This window comes from Weizmannia sp. FSL K6-0777 (genome assembly GCF_038593185.1).
GTDB classification, from domain to species: Bacteria; Bacillota; Bacilli; order Bacillales; family Bacillaceae_C; genus Weizmannia; species Weizmannia faecalis.
Genome location: NZ_CP151971.1, coordinates 1,355,428 through 1,372,429, shown reverse-complemented (window position 1 = coordinate 1,372,429; position 17,002 = coordinate 1,355,428). Strand labels below are relative to the sequence as shown.

Sequence of the window (17,002 nt, the reverse complement as noted above, 5' to 3'; positions counted from 1 at the left end):
GCCTTGCATTGCTATGCTCTCGGGTGGTAAGCCATATAAGTTTGCCGCAAATGCTCCTTGGTTACATGTGTGTAGACTTGCGTGGAAGACAAGCTTTCATGCCCAAGAAGGTCCTGTACTGTGCGCAAATCAGCCCCATGGTTCAGCAAATGGGTTGCAAATGTATGCCGCAACATGTGGGGATGAATTTTTCCGGTCAGTGCCGCTTTTTTGATCATTTCATTTAAAATATAGCGGACACCTTTATCGGTCAATGCGCCGCCGCGTGCATTTACAAATAAATAGGGATGGTCTTCTTTACCGCGCATCAACGTTTTCCGTGCATGCGCCATATAATCCGAAACGGCTTCCCCTGCAAAATGGCCGAACAGCACGATCCGTTCTTTTTTTCCTTTCCCTTTTACATGGATCGTCTCGAATTCAAAATCAATATCCTGCAACCGAATATTGACGCATTCGCTCACGCGGATGCCGGTCGCATACAGGATTTCGAGCAAAGCACGGTTGCGCCGGGACAGTGCATCATCGCCTTCACATGCCGCAAACAGTTGCTCCATTTCTTCCTCATAAAAAAATTTGGGCAGGCGCTTATGTTGTTTCGGCTGTGATAAAAGTGCAAAGGGATTTTCTTTGACGATTCTCTCCCGCATCAGGAATTTGAAAAAACTGCGAATGCTGGATATTTTCCGTGCTACCGTGGCGCGGCTGTATCCGTGTTCATGCAACATTGTCAAATACAGTCTCCCTGCCGGATACCCCACCTCGTCCAGCGAGGCAATCCCCTGTGCGGTTAAAAACGCAAAAAAATCCTCCAGGTCCAGGCGATAAAATTTGATTGTGTATGCGGAATAGTTTTTCTCCACTTGCATGTATTCCATAAAAGAAAGCAAATAGCCGGACAGTTCGCCGTTCATCTGTTTAACACCTCACATGTGCGGGGAAACGGGCCTGCTTTACGCCACTCTTCACGTTGATAGACAACAATAGGCTTTCCGGGGTTATTGCCATTTTTTTCAGCCGGTAAAACGGCCCGGACAAACCCGCCAGCCGGGCTTTTTGCGCCGGTCCGGGTATCCGTAAGCCCCGGCTTGCGCCAACCGAAACCCCGTCTCCCGCCGGCTCATATGCTTCGAAGCCAAGGGACGGCATTCGGAAATCCGGTTAAATCATAACACATTTCCGGATCGGATTGCAACGAATGTTACATATTTTTCATAAATTTTCGAATTGTCCTTTTGACTGGCGCTTCCTGCCGTGAAAAGCCGGGAATGCCGTTTATTGAAAAGCTTTTGGCCGCTGCCCGCCAACGATTCGGGAATTCTGTCGTTTTTTGTCGCAACTGTCCTTTAAGCATTTTACAACAGCTGCTCCAAGAAGTAAAAGAATAAGATGCATTTTCTCGTAAAAATGTAAATATTCATTTTGATCAACCGGAACTTTGCCGCCCGCTCCACGCAAGGCCGCCAAAGTTCCGGCAAGGTCGATCATTACTTCACCGACTGCTCTTTATAGTCACAGTGCACACATTGGATCTGCGTCCCTTTTTTCAGCTTTTTCTCAACGAGCATGTCGCCGCACTTCGGGCACTTCCTGCCAACCGGCTTATCCCAAGAGACAAAATCACATTCCGGATAACGGTCGCACCCGTAAAAAATGCGGTTTTTCTTTGTTTTCCGCTCAATGATTTCACCTTTACCACATTTCGGGCAAGTGACGCCGATTTTTTTGACGATTGGCTTCGTATTGCGGCAATCAGGAAAATTGCTGCAAGCCATAAACTTGCCATAACGCCCCATTTTATACACCATCGGACTTCCGCACAGCTCGCACATTTCCCCGGTTTCTTCATCTTTGATCTCGATTTTTTCCATTTCGGTTTCCGCTTTTTTCAGGCGGACTTCAAAATTTTGATAAAACGCATCAATGATTTGGACCCATGGTACTTTTCCTTCTTCAATTTCGTCCAGGTCTTTTTCCATATCAGCGGTGAATTCGACATCTATGATTTCCGGGAAAAATTCCCGAATCAATTCGAGCACGATTTCGCCGAGCTCTGTCGGGACAAACCGCTTATTCTCAAGCGCCACATAGCCGCGCTTTTGGATTGTATCCAATGTCGGCGCATAGGTGGACGGCCGCCCAATTCCAAGTTCTTCCAGCGTTTTGACAAGCCGGGCTTCGGTATAGCGTGGCGGCGGCTGGGTGAAATGCTGTTTCGGTTCGATCGACTCAGATTGGACAACATCCCCTTCTTCGAGATGCGGCAAATAACGTTCGCCTTCTTCCTGCTGGTCGTCGGAACCTTCCACATACACTTTCATAAAACCCGGAAACTGGATTTTTGACCCGGACGCCCGGAACAAAACCGTGCCGTTTGCCAGCGTGGCACTCATCGTATCCAGTATCGCAGGGGCCATCTGGCTTGCCATAAAGCGTTCCCAAATCAATTTGTACAGCTTATACTGGTCTCTGCTTAGAAAGGACTTGACCGAACCCGGATCCCGGAAAATGCTTGTTGGCCGGATCCCTTCGTGTGCATCCTGGGCATTTGTCTGTTTTTTCTCTTTTCTTTCTTCCTGGCGCAAATAGTTTTCCCCGAATTTTTCCCGAATATATTGATTGGCTTCTGTTTTTGCGACTTCCGAAATCCGGGTCGAGTCTGTTCTCATATACGTGATCAGCCCGATAGTCCCTTCTTTTCCAAGGTCGATGCCTTCATACAGCTGCTGGGCCACCATCATTGTTTTCTTTGCCCTGAAGTTCAGCTTCCGGGCGGCTTCTTGTTGCAAGGAAGAAGTCGTAAACGGCGGTGCCGGATTCCGTTTCTTCTCTTTGTGCATGACGGAAGAAACCTGGAACTTGTCGCTTTTCAGCATGCCGGTAATTTTTTTCACATCCGCTTCTGACTTCAGCTGCATTTTTTTCCCGTCCACACCGTAAAAAGATGCCTGGAACGTGTCTTTCCCTTTTTTAAAGGACCCGGCAATCGTCCAGTACTCTTCCGGCACAAACGATTTAATTTCATTTTCCCGGTCGATGATAAGGCGGACGGCAACGGACTGTACCCTACCCGCACTCAAACCTTTTTTCACTTTCTTCCATAAAAGCGGGCTAATGTTATAACCGACGAGACGATCCAAAATCCGTCTTGCCTGCTGGGCATCGACAAGGTCCATATTGATCGGGCGCGGATGTTTAAATGATTCTTTAATCGCGTCCTTTGTAATTTCATTAAACACGACGCGGCAGTCCGAATGCACATCCAGATTCAAGCTGTTGGCGAGATGCCAGGCAATTGCTTCCCCTTCGCGGTCAGGGTCGGCGGCAAGATAGACTTTTTTTGCTTTTTTGGCCGCGTTTTTCAAATCTTTTAAGACCGGCCCCTTGCCCCTGATTGTAATGTACTTCGGCTTAAAATGGTCGTCCACATCCACCCCCATTTGGCTTTTCGGCAAGTCGCGCACATGCCCCATGGAAGCTTTCACTCTATATTTTTTTCCCAAATATTTTTCAATCGTTTTCGCTTTTGCAGGTGATTCTACAATCACTAAGTAGTCTGACATTCAAAAATCCTCCCTGGAGAGCTTATACCCTCTCTTTGCAGCAACTTTGCTTTCATTTTTCAAACAAAATCATTTGTAATTATGGGCATGGATGCCCGCATTTGTCAATTGTAACAGCACGAATGATGAAAAATCAACATCGCAAGCGGTTTCATTTTGAAAATTTTATCTTTTCTTTCTCTATTTTATAACCATTTTATCCAAAAATCATGCGTTTTTTCACAAAATCGGAAAATCACTGCCCATTTATGAATTTTCTCTAACTATTTTTTACCTTGTCGGAAGCAGTTCTTCCAAAATGTCTCCGCTGCATGTTACCAATTTTGCGCCCTGCTGGATAAGATGGTTTGTTCCTTTCGACAGGCTGTCCAGCACGTTTCCCGGCACGCTGAAAACTTCCCGGCCTTCCTGGAGGGCGTAATCTGCCGTGATCAGGGAGCCGCTCCGTTTTTCCGCCTGAAGCACGAGCACACCTTCAGAAATGCCGCTGATGATCCGGTTGCGTTCCGGAAAACGCCATTTTTCCGGGCGCGTAAACGGCGGATATTCCGACAGCAGTAAATGGCCCTGTTTTATTTTTTCCGCCATTTGTATATTTTCCCGCGGATAAATATGAAAAAACCCACTTCCGAGCACCGCAATCGTCTTCCCCCCGTATTTCATGGCGGCACGGTGGGCAATCGAATCCGCCCCTCTCGCCAGCCCGCTGACAATGGCAAACTGTTTTTCGATCAGGGGTGGCAGCAAATGATCGGCGACTTTTTCTGCATAGGAACCGGCCTTTCTTGACCCGACAACGGCCAGCGCACGGTTTTTCAGCAATGATACATTTCCGATTGAATAGAGTACGGCAGGAGGCTGGTACGTTTCTTTCAGAAGCGGCGGATATTCCGGTTCAAAACGGGCTGTCATTCGGATCTGTTTTTTCTGGTAGAGGGTTAAATAGGGTTTGATGTCAAGATGGAGAAGATCTTCATAAAAGCGTTCAAATGTTTCCTTTTGCATATGAAGCATGGCGCGCAGTGTTTCAGGGGGAATCCGGCAGATTTTTTCAAGCAGCGGATCAAATTCGAGGATTTTCATTTTTTGCACGCGGGAAATTCCCCTGCAATGATCCAAATGAATGTATTTGATTTTTAATGGTTCCATTGTTTGCCTCGCTTTCAAACCGTATTTCATTGAAAAAGAAAAACATTTAGGACCCGGCTGCACGCTTAAAAATGGCAGCCGGATCCAGGCAGTTTTACCGGACTGTCCCGGAAAATGCGGGTTCCGGGACGGCCGGTGCCGCCGCTTAAAGGTTTTTACATTTCTCGTAAAGGCCTCTTTCCTTCAGTACACGAACGAGCGTTTCCCCAATGACAGCCGGCGTTTCGGCTACTTGGATGCCGCATTCGTTCATCGTGCGGATCTTTTCCGCTGCGGTTCCTTTGCCGCCTGAAATGATGGCGCCGGCGTGGCCCATCCGTTTTCCAGGAGGCGCGGTGACACCGCCGATAAATCCGACAACCGGTTTCTTCATGTTTGCCTGCACCCATTTGGCGGCTTCTTCTTCCGCCGTCCCGCCGATTTCACCGATCATAATGACCGCTTCCGTTTCCGGATCATTGTTAAATTCTTTTAATACATCAATAAAATTGGTGCCGTTCACAGGGTCGCCGCCGATGCCGATCGCCCCTGTCTGACCGATGCCGGCGCGCGTCAGCTGATGGACGGCTTCATAAGTCAGCGTACCGGAACGGGAAACAACGCCGACATGGCCTTTTTTATGAATATAACCCGGCATAATGCCGATTTTGCATTCGTCTGGCGTGATGATGCCCGGGCAGTTCGGCCCGATCAGGCGCGTTTTCTTTCCTTCCATATAACGTTTCACTTTGACCATATCCAATACCGGGATATGCTCCGTAATACAGATGACAAGATCGAGTTCTGCATCGACCGCTTCCATAATCGCATCTGCCGCAAACGGAGCCGGCACATAGATAACTGAAACGGTTGCGCCCGTTTTTTCAACGGCTTCTTTCACCGTATTAAAGACCGGCACGCCTTCTACTTCAGTCCCGCCTTTGCCAGGGCTTGTGCCGCCGACAATTTTCGTCCCGTATTCCAAGCATTGTTTTGTATGGAAAAGCGCCGTTTTCCCGGTAATCCCCTGGACAATGACTTTCGTGTCTTTATTTACATAAATGCTCACTTTTTTCCCCTGCCTTCTTCATTCAAGAATATTTGTTCGCATTTGGTCTGAATGAACAGCTGCTGTCAGCTGACCAGTTCGACAATTTTTTGCGCGCCGTCTGCCATCGATTCAGCGGCAACAATTTTCAGCCCAGATTCGTTTAAAATTTTCTTCCCAAGTTCCACATTGGTCCCTTCAAGACGGACAACGAGCGGGATGTCGAGTCCGACTTGTTTTGTGGCTGCAACGACGCCGGAAGCAATGACATCGCACTTCATAATGCCGCCGAAAATGTTGACAAAAATGCCTTTGACTTTTTCATCCGATAAAATGATTTTAAACGCTTCCGTTACTTTTTCTTCCGTTGCGCCGCCCCCGACATCAAGGAAGTTGGCCGGGTCGCCGCCGTAATATTTAATAATGTCCATTGTCGCCATCGCAAGGCCGGCGCCGTTTACCATGCAGCCAATATTGCCGTCAAGGGCGACATAGCTCAAATCGTATTTCGACGCTTCAATTTCTTTCGGATCTTCTTCTTCGAGATCGCGGTACGCCAGAACATCCTGCTGGCGGAACAAGCCGTTCGAATCAAAATTCAATTTGGCATCGAGCGCCATTACTTTTCCGTCGCCGGTTACAACAAGCGGATTGATTTCCGCGATCGAGCAGTCTTTTTCCACAAATACTTGATAAAGGCCTGTCATAAATTTAACGGCCTGATTTACAAGTTTAGCAGGAATATTGATGTTGAACGCAATGCGGCGCGCCTGGAATGGCAAGAGCCCGACTGCCGGGTCAATGGTTTCTTTAAAAATCTTTTCCGGTGTTTTCGCCGCCACTTCTTCAATTTCCGTGCCGCCTTCTTCAGAAGCCATCAGCACAACCCGGCTTGTGGCACGGTCCAAAACAAGGCCGACATAGTATTCTTTTTGAATGTCGCACCCTTCTTCGATCAAGAGGCGCTTCACTTCTTTTCCTTCAGGGCCTGTCTGATGCGTCACAAGCGTTTTGCCAAGCAGTTCCTGTGCGTATGTACGAACCTCATCCAAATTTTTTGCCACTTTGACGCCGCCTGCTTTTCCGCGGCCGCCGGCATGAATTTGCGCTTTTACCACACATACTTGTGTACCGAGCGATTTCGCTGCTTCCACCGCTTCATCCACGGTGAAGGCCACTTTCCCGTTCGGCACAGCGACCCCGTATTTTCTCAGGATCTCTTTGCCCTGATACTCGTGAATATTCATGTTCCATCCTCCTATCAAACTGTTCAAAAAATTAACTGCGCTTTCATTTTAATAAACATCGGAAAAGATGTCTACCATAATGAACTAAAATGGCTATTATTATTCAAAAATATTTTTTTCGGTATAAAATGGACGGGATTTTACTGGTCGTTGGCCTATTGTCACCGCAGCCTTTATGCAAATGGGTGCCCAGGCTTAATGGTCAGCTTTCGTTCATTTTCTATCCTTGTTTTTTAGCGACTGGTCGAGGCGGTAAATCATGGCAAACACCTCGGCCACAGCTGCATACAGTTCTTCCGGGATCGCTTCGTTGATGTTAAGCCGGCCGAGCAGTGCGGCAAGATCCGGGTCCTGCTGAATCGGGACATTCGCTTTTTTTGCTTCTTCAATAATCCGCCTGGCCACATCCCCTTTACCTTTTGCCTTCACGACAGGGGCGGAATGCGCATCCGGGCTGTACTGGAGCGCGACCGCTTCTTTTATGTCCTTTTGTGGATCCTTCATATCCTAAGATCAACCCCTTTCCCGGAAACCTCCGGCCGGCTGAGCGTGGCACGCACAGCATCCGGCTGGAATTCCCCGAACCGAACGTCAGACAATGTGTAACCGGTTTTGGAAAGGCCTTCCTTTAAAGCCGGCAAAAAAGGCTTCACGGCTTCCTGAAGACCCTTTTTCAAACTGGAAATGCGGATGGAAACGATCCGGTTTTGCACATTCATCTCGACCAATGTTTCTTTCATAAACTGAAGATTCAAGTAAAAAATGATTTTACAATAATTACTGTCTATTTTTCCGCCATTTTTCCGCCTGCCTGACCATTGTACAACGGCATTCGTTTGAAAGTGCGCGAATGAAAGCGGAATTTCCATCCAAATGTGCTGCACTACCCCGCCGGGAAGCGCGAGCAGCTGCTGGCCGTTCAGTTTCTGTACGATTTCGTCTGCTGCATCCCGGGCAGCTTTTGTTCCCCCGCCTTTTTGCAGCAAATCAACAAGCAGCGCTTTTAAAGGCAGCCCGTCCTTGTCCGCGGCTTTGTCCTCATGCAAAAGCCCCGCCTCATAAAAAAGTCCCATTTTTTGAATCTTCTCTTTGATTTGCCGGCGTAACGCCTCTCCTGTCACCTGCTTGCTGCCTGTCCCAAGCTCCCCGATAAGTGCAAGCAATTGCCTCGTTTCCGGCGTCTGTTCCCCCTGCTTGAGCGCCTGCTGCAACCGGTTTAAAAGCTGATCCGCCGGTATGTTTTGACCTGCGGCAAGGAGCGAAGTGAACACGCCCTCTGACACAGGAAAGCCTTCTTGGAGCATAAAGGCAGCCGTTTCCAGCCCGTTTGCCAGATCCGGTACATGCTTCAGCCATGCGCCGATCGCAGCAATGTCATTTTTCGTAAACGGAATTTCCTGTTCAGCCAAGTACGAAACAAGGGACTGGAACGTTTTTCCTGGCGGCAGTTGCATTTGCGGGAGCAAAGCTTTCCCGGCCATGCCGTTTGCATCGGCTTCCGAAAGCATTTTCAACTGCACTTCACCGTCGGCCAAAACCGTTTGAAACCAGTAGTTTTTTCCGGCTTCAAGCGGCACTTCGAGTTTCGCGGCAAATGTACGCCCGCCTGCCTGGACAAGTGCGGTGTCATTTGGAAACAGTTTTTGGATGGCACCGGAAAAAATCTGCCCCGTTTGAAATGCAAACGTGCGGATATTTGAGCCGGCATCAATAGAAAATGGCTGTTTGCCTAAAAAAATTTGCATGCTATTCCCCCGCCCTGTTTCTTTCTTCTTGCTTATTTATCGGCGGATTGCCGGTCTGTCTTTAATCGGCGCAAACGATTTTCGATGGATCGGGCACGGGCCAAGCTTCATGAGCGCTTCCAGATGTTTTTTCGTCCCGTACCCCTTATGTATGGCGAAACCGTAACCGGGATATTTTTCATCCATTTCCTGCATATACCGGTCTCTCGTTACTTTTGCAACCACAGATGCCGCGGCAATTGAAATGCTTTTCGCATCCCCTTTTACAATCGAAGTTTGCGGGTACGAAGCGGGAATTTCCATCGCATCGATCAGCAAATGGTCAGGAGCAGCAGGCAAATGGCCCAAAGCCGCAAGCATCGCCTTTTTGGCCGCCTCGTAAATATTCATCCTGTCAATTTCTTCTGCGCTGGCAAAGCCGACGCCGACAAGGGTTTCTTCCTGGATCCGCGCAAAAAAGGCCTCCCGCTGTTTTTCGGAAAGCTGTTTGGAATCGTTCAGGCCGGGCAGGTAAAAATCTTCTGGAAGAATGACGGCAGCGGCTACAACTGGCCCGGCAAGCGGCCCCCTGCCTGCCTCGTCAATTCCGGCGATCAGGCGGCAGCCGTGGCTGCGCAGGGCGTCTTCAAACCGTCCCATCTCCCGGAATTTTTCAAGCTGTTCACGCTCTTTTTGTAATTTTCTCATCCATTTTTCCAGCGCTTTTTGTGCGCCTTTCCGTTCGTCCCGGCCTAGCGCCTGGATAAACGGATCGGACGGGTTTGTGATTTCCTGAAGACGCGCTTCAATTTCACTGATTTTCAATGTTTCCCCTCCCCGAAAAATAAGCACTCCCTTACGGAGAGCGCTTATTACAAATCAAATGTCAGAGGCCCCAGTTTCATGCCGCGGATATCACGGATAATCACTTCAGCCGTTTTGTCGTAATCGATTTCCCCTCCCGCCCGCAAGCAGCCGCGCAGGCGACCGATATGGTCAAAAAGGGGGACAATATCCGGGATATCCTCAAGCTTGTACCGGGCTTTTAATGTGCCGGGATAATGTTTTTCAAGAAAACGCAGGCCAAATACGGAAACGTCCTGCAGGTTGAGGATCGTGTCTTTAATCGCACCGGTTAAAGCGAGCTTATAACCGGTTTCTTTGTCTTCGAATTTCGGCCAAAGGATCCCAGGCGTATCGAGGAGCTCCATCGTTTTCCCGACTTTTATCCATGCCTGCGCTTTTGTCACGCCCGGCGTATTGCCGGTTTTGGCGATATTTTTCCCGGCAAGCCGGTTAATGAGCGTCGATTTACCGACGTTCGGAATTCCGACAATCATGGCCCGGATCGCACGCGGCCGGATGCCTTTTGCCCGCATCCTCTCCCATTTTGGCTCCAAAATCTGTTCAGCCAGTTTCACCATTTTGTCGAGCCCTTTTCCGCTTTGCGCGTCAATGGCAAGGACATGCGTATTGCCGCCGGACAATTTTTCAAGCCAGCGGGCTGTAGCGGCCGGATCTGCCATATCGGCCTTGTTCAGCAATTTGATCCGCGGCTTTTGCTGAATCAGTTCATCCAGCATCGGATTGGCGGAGGAAACCGGGATCCTTGCATCAAGCAATTCAAAAACAATATCGACCAGTTTTAATTTTTCGGTCACTTCTCTCCTTGCCTTCGCCATATGGCCCGGAAACCATTGTATTGCCATCATGCGTCAACTCCATAACGGTTACTTTTTTCCGTAAAATGCGCAACGAACGGGCGCTTATTTATTGATCATATGGGCATCTTTCACCGGCCAGTATACAAAGTTTGTCTCCCCGACCACCTTGCTGAGCGGAATCGTCCCGATCTGGCGGCTGTCTTTGCTGTACCGGCGGTTATCGCCCATCACAAAAATCTGCCCTTTTGGCACCGTGTCGCGCCCGATATAGTCTTTTAAGGTAAAATCTTCCGTAAGCGGTCCGTCGGCTACGGCTTTTTTATATTTATCGAGATAAGGCTCTTTATACGCTTTCCCGTTAATATACAGGATGTCATTTTTATACTCGATCCGGTCGCCCGGCAGCCCGATGACCCTTTTGATATAATCTTTGCCTTCCGGGGCGTGGAAAACGATGATGTCGAACCGTTTCGGGCTCCCGATTTTATTCACAATCATCCGGTCGCCGTTTTTCAAAGTCGGCATCATGGAAGAGCCGTCGACCACGATCGGGGCGAAGAAAAAGTAGCGCAAAATGCCGGCCAGTGCCACAGCAATCAGCAGCGCTTTCACCCATTCGAACAGTTCATTTTTTGGTTTTTTCTGTTTTGCCATTTATTTACACCGCCTCATTCCATGTATCCATAAGCGTATATTCCCTGATATTTTGCATTATAACAGGATTGGTTGCCGATTGAAAACCTCAGAGACACCCGGGTTATTTATGTATAAGTATGAAGAAAAGGGGCCATGATAGCCCCTTTTCGAACAGCCGTTGCAGCAAATTAGCGAATTTCTTTAATACGGGCAGCTTTACCGCGCAGATTACGCAGGTAGTAAAGTTTCGCACGGCGAACTTTACCGCGACGCACGACTTCAAGCTTCGCAATTTTTGGTGTATGGAGCGGGAATGTACGCTCAACGCCGACACCGTAAGAAACTTTCCGGACTGTAAACGTTTCGCTGATCCCGCCGCCGCGGCGTTTAATGACCACACCTTCAAAAACCTGGATACGTTCGCGTGAACCTTCGATAACTTTTACATGGACGCGGACCGTATCCCCCGGGCGGAAAGCAGGCAGATCAGTGCGAAGTTGATCTTTTGTAATTTCGTCAATAATATTGTGCATCGTATTCAACTCCTTCCAACAAATGCTCTTGCAAATCTTCCATCGTATTTGCAGCGGAACATCGTTTTACGGCGGTCTGCCTTGTTTTCAAGCAAACCACAAAAGCAATCTTAGCATAAACGCATGCTGATTGCAACAGCTACCCGCGTTTTTCTTCCCATTCTTTCAGCCACGCTTTTTGCTTTTCAGATAGCGGATATCCGCGTAAAAGATCCGGCCTTCTCGTATAGGTGCGGTACAGCGACTCTTTTTCGCGCCATTCTTCAATCAGCCGGTGATTTCCGGATAATAACACGTCCGGCACCTTCATTCCGCGAAAATCCGCCGGCCGCGTATAATGCGGATGTTCCAGCAGCCCGGTCGAAAAAGAATCAGTAACAGGCGAGGTTTCATTGCCCAAAACACCGGGAAGCAGGCGGACGATGCTGTCGATCATGACCATTGCGCCCAGCTCGCCGCCCGTTAACACATAGTCTCCGATTGAGATTTCATCGGTTACAAGCGTCCGGATCCGTTCATCATACCCTTCGTAATGGCCGCAAATAAAGATCAGATGTTCTTCTTCCGCAAACGCTTCCGCTTTTTGTTGCGTATACGTTTCCCCCTGGGGGCAGAGCAAAATGATGCGCGGCTTTTTTTCGCTTCCCTCAAGCCGGTCTTCGATAGCATCGAACACCGGCTGGGGCTTTAACACCATGCCCGCCCCGCCGCCGTACGGGTAGTCATCGACGGTTTTATGCTTGTTGTCGCTGTATTCACGGAAATTGACCAGATGATAATGGACGATCCCTTTTTCTTCTGCTTTTTTTAAAATGGAGGATCCGAGAACGCCTTCAAACATTTCCGGGAACAGCGTCAATATATCTATTTTCATGGCAAAAGCCCTTCCATCGGTTCAATCACAATTCTTTTTTCTTTTTTGTCGACTTTTTTGACGACGTCTTCAATATACGGGATCAGCGCTTCTTTCTGCTGCGCTGTTTTCACCACCCAGACGTCATTTGCCCCGGGCGTTAAAATCTCTTTTACCGTCCCGACTTTCTCGCCTGCGGTTGTCACGACTTCACAGCCGATGATTTCATGAAAATAAAACTCATTTTCGCCAAGCTCATCCAGCTGTTCTTCGGAAACTTTCAACATGCCGCCTTTCCATTTCTCGGCTTCCTCAATCGAATCAAAGCCCTCAAACTTCAGCAAATCAAACTGCTTATGCACCCGGTGCGATTCAATCGTAACAGCAAGCGGCTCATCGCGGCCGGGAAGAAACAAGTAAAGCGTATTGCCCGGTTTATAGCGCTCCGCTTTGAAATCCGTTTTGGAAATCACCCGCACTTCTCCGCGGATGCCGTGTGTATTGACGATTTTGCCGACATTAAACCATTGTGTCATATGCTCACCTCTCGCGAATTTCATGGATGATGCCATCTTTTATAATAATCGATTTCTCTTTTGTCACCGCATTCCAATCGTCGCCTTCCCGGACGTCAACAATGGCGTGAATTTCTTTTTCTTTTAATTCTGTCCCGATCGGAAGCAAAAGCAGTTGTTCAATTTGGAACTCCACCAGTTTGATTTTCTCCTGCCGGCTTTCAATTTCTTTTTCAAAATGCATTTTTAAATTGGTTCCCGAAAACTTTTTTTGCTTTTCCAGTTTTTTTGTTTCAAACCGGAGCTGCTCACACTCTTTTTGAAGTTGTTGTTTCTTTTGCCGGTATGTATCCAAAAGCATTCCTTTGCTCTTTTCGGTCAGGATTTGCTTGACCGTCACTTTTTGAAGGATTTTCAAAATGCCCTGCCCTCCTTTTCGCGCCATTCAATAAAAAACCCAAAAAATGCAGCCGGAAAAAGCGGATGTCGGTTAAGATGAGGGGGAAAGCCCGAAAGATGTATAAAAAAGGGAGGTGTGCCCCTCCCTTTCACTGGTGTTCTATCCATCGTTGTCCATTATTCGGCAATTTCAAGACGGATTTTTTTATGTCCGTGCACGCCGGCCGCCGCATAAACGACCGTACGGATGGCCTTTGCGGTACGCCCCTTTTTACCAATGACCATGCCGGCATCATCCGGATGGACAATCAGGCGGTAGAGCGTTCCGGATTCTTGTTCATCCCGTTCTACCCGCACTTCATTCGGATGGCTGACAATCGGCCTGACGATCGAAAGGATTAAATCATCCATCTGTTGGTCCATGATTATTTGCCGTGTTTTTCGTTATGGTATTTTTCCATAATACCTTGTTTTGAAAACAAGTTACGTACCGTATCAGACGGTTGGGCGCCGTTTTTCAGCCATTGGAGCGCGGCTTCCTCGTTGATTTTTACTTCTGCAGGATCTGCAACAGGATTGTAAGTTCCTACTGTTTCAATAAAACGTCCATCACGCGGTGAACGGGAATCTGCCACAACAATGCGGTAAAACGGGGATTTTTTTGCACCCATGCGTTTCAAGCGGATTTTTACTGCCATTTTAATCATACACCTCCAAAAAAGTTTCTCACAAGACTGTATCATATCAGAAAATCATGATGGTGTAAAGTCTTTTCTCTTAACACCCTCGTTTTTTACATAAAAGGGAATTTAAAGCCTTTTTTCCGGCCTTTTTGATTCATGCCCTGCAGTTGTTTCATCATTTTCTTCATTTCTTCAAACTGTTTCAAAAGCCGGTTGACTTCCTGTACCGGGCGGCCGGAACCTTTCGCAATCCGTTTTTTCCGGCTTGCATTGATGATGTCCGGGCGGATTTTTTCCTGCTTTGTCATCGACTGGATAATCGCTTCAACATGCGCAATTTGTTTCTCATCAATTTGCAGATTATCCATCCCTTTCATCCGGTTGGCCCCCGGGATCATTTTCAAAATGTCGCCGAGCGGCCCCATTTTCCGGACCTGGCCGAGCTGTTCAAGGAAATCATCGAGCGTAAATGACTGGTCCCGCATTTTCTTTTCGAGCGCGCGCGCTTTTTCTTCGTCGACAGTTTCCTGTGCTTTTTCAATCAGCGACAGAATATCGCCCATGCCGAGAATACGGGAGGCCATCCTTTCCGGGTGAAACGGTTCGAGCGCATCCATTTTCTCGCCCATCCCGGCAAATTTAATCGGCTTTTCGGTTACGGCCCGGATCGATAAAGCCGCCCCGCCGCGCGTGTCGCCGTCAAGCTTCGTCAGGATGACGCCAGTGATGCCGAGCTGGTCATTAAAACTTTGTGCGACATTTACGGCATCCTGGCCTGTCATCGCATCGACGACAAGAAAAATTTCATCCGGATGCGCAAGTTCCTTGATTTCCTTCAGTTCATTCATCAGCTCGCTGTCAATATGGAGGCGGCCGGCCGTATCGATGATGACGGTATCGTGATGTTCTTCTTTTGCTTTTTCAATCGCTTGCCTGGCAATTTCCACCGGGCTGATTTTGTCGCCAAGCGAAAACACCGGCATGCCGAGTTGTTTGCCGAGCGTTTCCAGCTGCTTGATTGCAGCGGGGCGGTAAATATCGGCCGCAACGAGCAGCGGGGTCCGGTTGTATTTTTTTCGCAACAGGTTGGCCAGTTTCCCGGATGTCGTCGTTTTCCCGGCACCCTGCAGGCCAACCATCATGATGACGGTTGGCGGGCGCTTTGCAACGGCAATCTTGCTCTGTGATCCGCCCATAAGGTTGGTCAGCTCTTCCTGGACAATTTTGATGACCTGCTGCCCGGGCGTCAGGCTTTTCAGCACATCCTGGCCAACCGCACGTTCGCTCACTTTTTTTACAAAATCTTTTACCACTTTGAAATTGACGTCAGCTTCCAGAAGGGCAAGACGGACTTCCCGCATCATTTCTTTGACGTCGCTTTCCGTGACCTTGCCTTTTCCGCGGATTTTCTGCATCGTGCCCTGCAGGCGTTCTGCGAGTCCTTCAAATGCCATTTTTCCGCCCCCTATTCCAATTTTTCGAGCGCATCGACAAGCCGCAACAGTTCCGGATTGGCATCATGCGCCAAAAGATTGCGCATCGACCGGAAAATGCGTGTGCGCGCTTGAAATTTTTCCAATAAACCAAGCTTTTTTTCATAGTCTTCAAGCGTTTGTTCGGTGCGTTTGATATTATCGTAAACCGCTTGACGACTCACACCGTATTGTTCGGCGATTTCGCCAAGCGATAAGTCGTCGAGATAATAGAGGGACATATAGCTGCGCTGCTTCGGAGTCAACAACGATTGGTAAAAATCGTACAAATCATTCATTCGCGTTGTTTTCTCCAGCATGGCTTCTTCCCCCTGTTAAGTGAAAATGCTTTACATAAACACAGAATACAAAGATTCCTGTTTTTTGTCAATGAAAACAAGTTCGTTTCCCCACAACCGATTTGAAGCGCTCCCGGCGGGCTTTAATACCGCGGCCTTCTGATTCGCAGTACGGCCCACATACGGTCAGGCTTGTTCTTCCGGCACTTCATCGATCAGATCGGAAAACAACCCGTACACATATTTTTCCGCATCAAACGGCTGAAGGTCATCCATTTTCTCGCCGAGGCCGACGAATTTGACGGGAATATGGAGTTCGTTCCGGATCGCGAGCACAATCCCGCCTTTTGCCGTGCCATCCAATTTTGTCAGCACAATCCCGGTTACGTCTGTTGCTTCTTTAAACGTCTTAGCCTGCACCATCGCATTTTGCCCGGTGGTGGCATCCAAAACGAGCAGCACTTCATGCGGGGCGCCCGGGATTTCCCGTTCGATGACACGCTTTACTTTTTCCAGTTCCTTCATCAAATTGACCTTGTTTTGCAGGCGGCCCGCCGTATCACAAAGCAGCACATCTGCATTTCTTGCTTTCGCTGCCTGGACGGCGTCAAACATGACAGCGGCTGGATCGGATCCTTCCGAATGTTTGATCACTTCCACGCCGACCCTCTCTCCCCAGACTTCAAGCTGTTCAATCGCGCCGGCGCGGAATGTATCGCCGGCTGCCATGATCACTTTTTTCCCCTGCTGCTTCAGCATATGGGCGAGCTTACCGATCGTAGTCGTTTTGCCGACGCCATTTACGCCGACAAACAAAATAACGGTCAAGGCGCCGTCCTGGATGTTAAGCCGGTTCGGGGCATCTTCGCCGGCCGAATAAATGTCAACCAGTTTTTCGGAAATCACGGACTGGACTTCAGAAGGGTCTTTAATGTTTTTCCGTTTCACTTCCATTTTTAATTCATCGATTAGTTCCATCACGGTCTGGAAGCCGACATCCGCCTGAATTAAAATTTCTTCCAGTTCTTCGAAAAAGTCTTCATCGATTTTCCGGTAACGCGCGACAAGATTGTTGACTTTGTTCGAGAAATTATCGCGCGTTTTTGCAAGCCCGGTTTTAAATTTATCGGTTACCGTATCGGCTTGCCGGGTGAATTTGTCTTTTAATGTTTTAAAAAAGCTCATTTGTCCACTTCCTTTGGCTTTCCTGAATTTGCGTATCAGCTTGTGCGGCATAA

The 17,002-nt window shown here is 48.5% G+C and carries 20 protein-coding genes; all 20 read right to left on the bottom strand.

Going from position 1 to position 17,002, the window contains the following annotated elements:
* Positions 1 to 11 precede the first annotated feature (11 nt).
* Positions 12 to 914, bottom strand: a complete 903-nt coding sequence (gene xerC / locus NST70_RS06335; protein WP_014095461.1) for a tyrosine recombinase XerC — start codon at positions 912 to 914, stop codon at positions 12 to 14.
* A gap of 361 nt (positions 915 to 1,275) precedes the next feature.
* Positions 1,276 to 1,488 carry a hypothetical protein gene (locus NST70_RS06330; RefSeq protein WP_014095463.1) on the bottom strand — a complete coding sequence of 71 codons (213 nt, stop codon included), beginning with the start codon at positions 1,486 to 1,488 and terminating at the stop codon, positions 1,276 to 1,278.
* On the bottom strand, positions 1,488 to 3,563 hold the full coding sequence (gene topA, locus NST70_RS06325; protein WP_104851381.1) for a type I DNA topoisomerase: 2,076 nt from the start codon (positions 3,561 to 3,563) through the stop codon (positions 1,488 to 1,490). The genes NST70_RS06330 and topA overlap by 1 nt, the downstream gene beginning before the upstream one ends.
* 270 nt (positions 3,564 to 3,833) lie before the next feature.
* A complete protein-coding gene (dprA, locus tag NST70_RS06320; RefSeq protein ID WP_014095466.1) occupies positions 3,834 to 4,712 on the bottom strand; it encodes a DNA-processing protein DprA in 879 nt (292 codons plus the stop codon).
* A 145-nt stretch (positions 4,713 to 4,857) separates the two neighbouring features.
* The gene (gene sucD, locus NST70_RS06315) at positions 4,858 to 5,760 is read right to left on the bottom strand and encodes a succinate--CoA ligase subunit alpha (protein ID WP_014095467.1); all 903 of its coding nucleotides are present in this window, start codon (positions 5,758 to 5,760) and stop codon (positions 4,858 to 4,860) included.
* Positions 5,761 to 5,825: 65 nt separating this feature from the next.
* On the bottom strand, positions 5,826 to 6,986 hold the full coding sequence (gene sucC, locus NST70_RS06310; RefSeq protein WP_014095468.1) for an ADP-forming succinate--CoA ligase subunit beta: 1,161 nt from the start codon (positions 6,984 to 6,986) through the stop codon (positions 5,826 to 5,828).
* A 213-nt stretch (positions 6,987 to 7,199) separates the two neighbouring features.
* Positions 7,200 to 7,490, bottom strand: coding sequence for an EscU/YscU/HrcU family type III secretion system export apparatus switch protein (locus NST70_RS06305; RefSeq protein ID WP_342475986.1), 291 nt, complete (start codon positions 7,488 to 7,490; stop codon positions 7,200 to 7,202).
* Positions 7,487 to 8,731 (bottom strand): hypothetical protein, encoded by a 1,245-nt coding sequence (locus NST70_RS06300; RefSeq protein ID WP_342475985.1) that lies wholly within the window; start codon positions 8,729 to 8,731, stop codon positions 7,487 to 7,489. The genes NST70_RS06305 and NST70_RS06300 overlap by 4 nt, the downstream gene beginning before the upstream one ends.
* A gap of 36 nt (positions 8,732 to 8,767) precedes the next feature.
* Complete coding sequence (locus NST70_RS06295; RefSeq protein ID WP_225620984.1) at positions 8,768 to 9,529, bottom strand: ribonuclease HII; 762 nt, start codon at positions 9,527 to 9,529, stop codon at positions 8,768 to 8,770.
* A gap of 53 nt (positions 9,530 to 9,582) precedes the next feature.
* Positions 9,583 to 10,422 carry a ribosome biogenesis GTPase YlqF gene (gene ylqF, locus NST70_RS06290; protein WP_014095472.1) on the bottom strand — a complete coding sequence of 280 codons (840 nt, stop codon included), beginning with the start codon at positions 10,420 to 10,422 and terminating at the stop codon, positions 9,583 to 9,585.
* 54 nt (positions 10,423 to 10,476) lie between these two features.
* A complete protein-coding gene (lepB, locus tag NST70_RS06285; RefSeq protein WP_014095473.1) occupies positions 10,477 to 11,028 on the bottom strand; it encodes a signal peptidase I in 552 nt (183 codons plus the stop codon).
* Between the two features lie 170 nt (positions 11,029 to 11,198).
* Positions 11,199 to 11,543 carry a 50S ribosomal protein L19 gene (rplS, locus tag NST70_RS06280; RefSeq protein ID WP_014095474.1) on the bottom strand — a complete coding sequence of 115 codons (345 nt, stop codon included), beginning with the start codon at positions 11,541 to 11,543 and terminating at the stop codon, positions 11,199 to 11,201.
* A gap of 139 nt (positions 11,544 to 11,682) precedes the next feature.
* Complete coding sequence (gene trmD, locus NST70_RS06275; RefSeq protein ID WP_014095475.1) at positions 11,683 to 12,417, bottom strand: tRNA (guanosine(37)-N1)-methyltransferase TrmD; 735 nt, start codon at positions 12,415 to 12,417, stop codon at positions 11,683 to 11,685.
* Positions 12,414 to 12,932 carry a ribosome maturation factor RimM gene (gene rimM / locus NST70_RS06270; protein ID WP_017551514.1) on the bottom strand — a complete coding sequence of 173 codons (519 nt, stop codon included), beginning with the start codon at positions 12,930 to 12,932 and terminating at the stop codon, positions 12,414 to 12,416. Before rimM ends, trmD begins: the two co-directional genes overlap by 4 nt.
* A 4-nt stretch (positions 12,933 to 12,936) precedes the next feature.
* Positions 12,937 to 13,329, bottom strand: a complete 393-nt coding sequence (locus NST70_RS06265) for a YlqD family protein (RefSeq protein WP_014095477.1) — start codon at positions 13,327 to 13,329, stop codon at positions 12,937 to 12,939.
* A 158-nt stretch (positions 13,330 to 13,487) separates the two neighbouring features.
* Positions 13,488 to 13,736: a KH domain-containing protein gene (locus NST70_RS06260; protein WP_026104620.1), complete on the bottom strand. Its 249-nt coding sequence runs from the start codon at positions 13,734 to 13,736 to the stop codon at positions 13,488 to 13,490.
* A complete protein-coding gene (rpsP, locus tag NST70_RS06255; protein WP_014095479.1) occupies positions 13,736 to 14,008 on the bottom strand; it encodes a 30S ribosomal protein S16 in 273 nt (90 codons plus the stop codon). Before rpsP ends, NST70_RS06260 begins: the two co-directional genes overlap by 1 nt.
* Before the next feature lie 95 nt (positions 14,009 to 14,103).
* Positions 14,104 to 15,447, bottom strand: a complete 1,344-nt coding sequence (gene ffh, locus NST70_RS06250) for a signal recognition particle protein (protein WP_014095480.1) — start codon at positions 15,445 to 15,447, stop codon at positions 14,104 to 14,106.
* A gap of 11 nt (positions 15,448 to 15,458) precedes the next feature.
* Positions 15,459 to 15,785: a putative DNA-binding protein gene (locus tag NST70_RS06245; protein ID WP_014095481.1), complete on the bottom strand. Its 327-nt coding sequence runs from the start codon at positions 15,783 to 15,785 to the stop codon at positions 15,459 to 15,461.
* A 165-nt stretch (positions 15,786 to 15,950) separates the two neighbouring features.
* Complete coding sequence (ftsY, locus tag NST70_RS06240; protein WP_017551511.1) at positions 15,951 to 16,949, bottom strand: signal recognition particle-docking protein FtsY; 999 nt, start codon at positions 16,947 to 16,949, stop codon at positions 15,951 to 15,953.
* Between the last annotated feature and the right edge of the window lie 53 nt (positions 16,950 to 17,002).

Coding starts and splice junctions, on each gene's coding strand:
- NST70_RS06300 (WP_342475985.1), bottom strand. CDS start 8,731: ATGCAAATTTTTTTAGGCAAACAGCCATTTTCTATTGATGCCGGCTCA.
- dprA (WP_014095466.1), bottom strand. CDS start 4,712: ATGGAACCATTAAAAATCAAATACATTCATTTGGATCATTGCAGGGGA.
- ylqF (WP_014095472.1), bottom strand. CDS start 10,422: ATGATGGCAATACAATGGTTTCCGGGCCATATGGCGAAGGCAAGGAGA.
- topA (WP_104851381.1), bottom strand. CDS start 3,563: ATGTCAGACTACTTAGTGATTGTAGAATCACCTGCAAAAGCGAAAACG.
- rpsP (WP_014095479.1), bottom strand. CDS start 14,008: ATGGCAGTAAAAATCCGCTTGAAACGCATGGGTGCAAAAAAATCCCCG.
- NST70_RS06305 (WP_342475986.1), bottom strand. CDS start 7,490: ATGAAGGATCCACAAAAGGACATAAAAGAAGCGGTCGCGCTCCAGTAC.
- NST70_RS06330 (WP_014095463.1), bottom strand. CDS start 1,488: ATGATCGACCTTGCCGGAACTTTGGCGGCCTTGCGTGGAGCGGGCGGC.
- ffh (WP_014095480.1), bottom strand. CDS start 15,447: ATGGCATTTGAAGGACTCGCAGAACGCCTGCAGGGCACGATGCAGAAA.
- rplS (WP_014095474.1), bottom strand. CDS start 11,543: ATGCACAATATTATTGACGAAATTACAAAAGATCAACTTCGCACTGAT.
- lepB (WP_014095473.1), bottom strand. CDS start 11,028: ATGGCAAAACAGAAAAAACCAAAAAATGAACTGTTCGAATGGGTGAAA.
- rimM (WP_017551514.1), bottom strand. CDS start 12,932: ATGACACAATGGTTTAATGTCGGCAAAATCGTCAATACACACGGCATC.
- ftsY (WP_017551511.1), bottom strand. CDS start 16,949: ATGAGCTTTTTTAAAACATTAAAAGACAAATTCACCCGGCAAGCCGAT.
- sucC (WP_014095468.1), bottom strand. CDS start 6,986: ATGAATATTCACGAGTATCAGGGCAAAGAGATCCTGAGAAAATACGGG.
- NST70_RS06245 (WP_014095481.1), bottom strand. CDS start 15,785: ATGCTGGAGAAAACAACGCGAATGAATGATTTGTACGATTTTTACCAA.
- trmD (WP_014095475.1), bottom strand. CDS start 12,417: ATGAAAATAGATATATTGACGCTGTTCCCGGAAATGTTTGAAGGCGTT.
- xerC (WP_014095461.1), bottom strand. CDS start 914: ATGAACGGCGAACTGTCCGGCTATTTGCTTTCTTTTATGGAATACATG.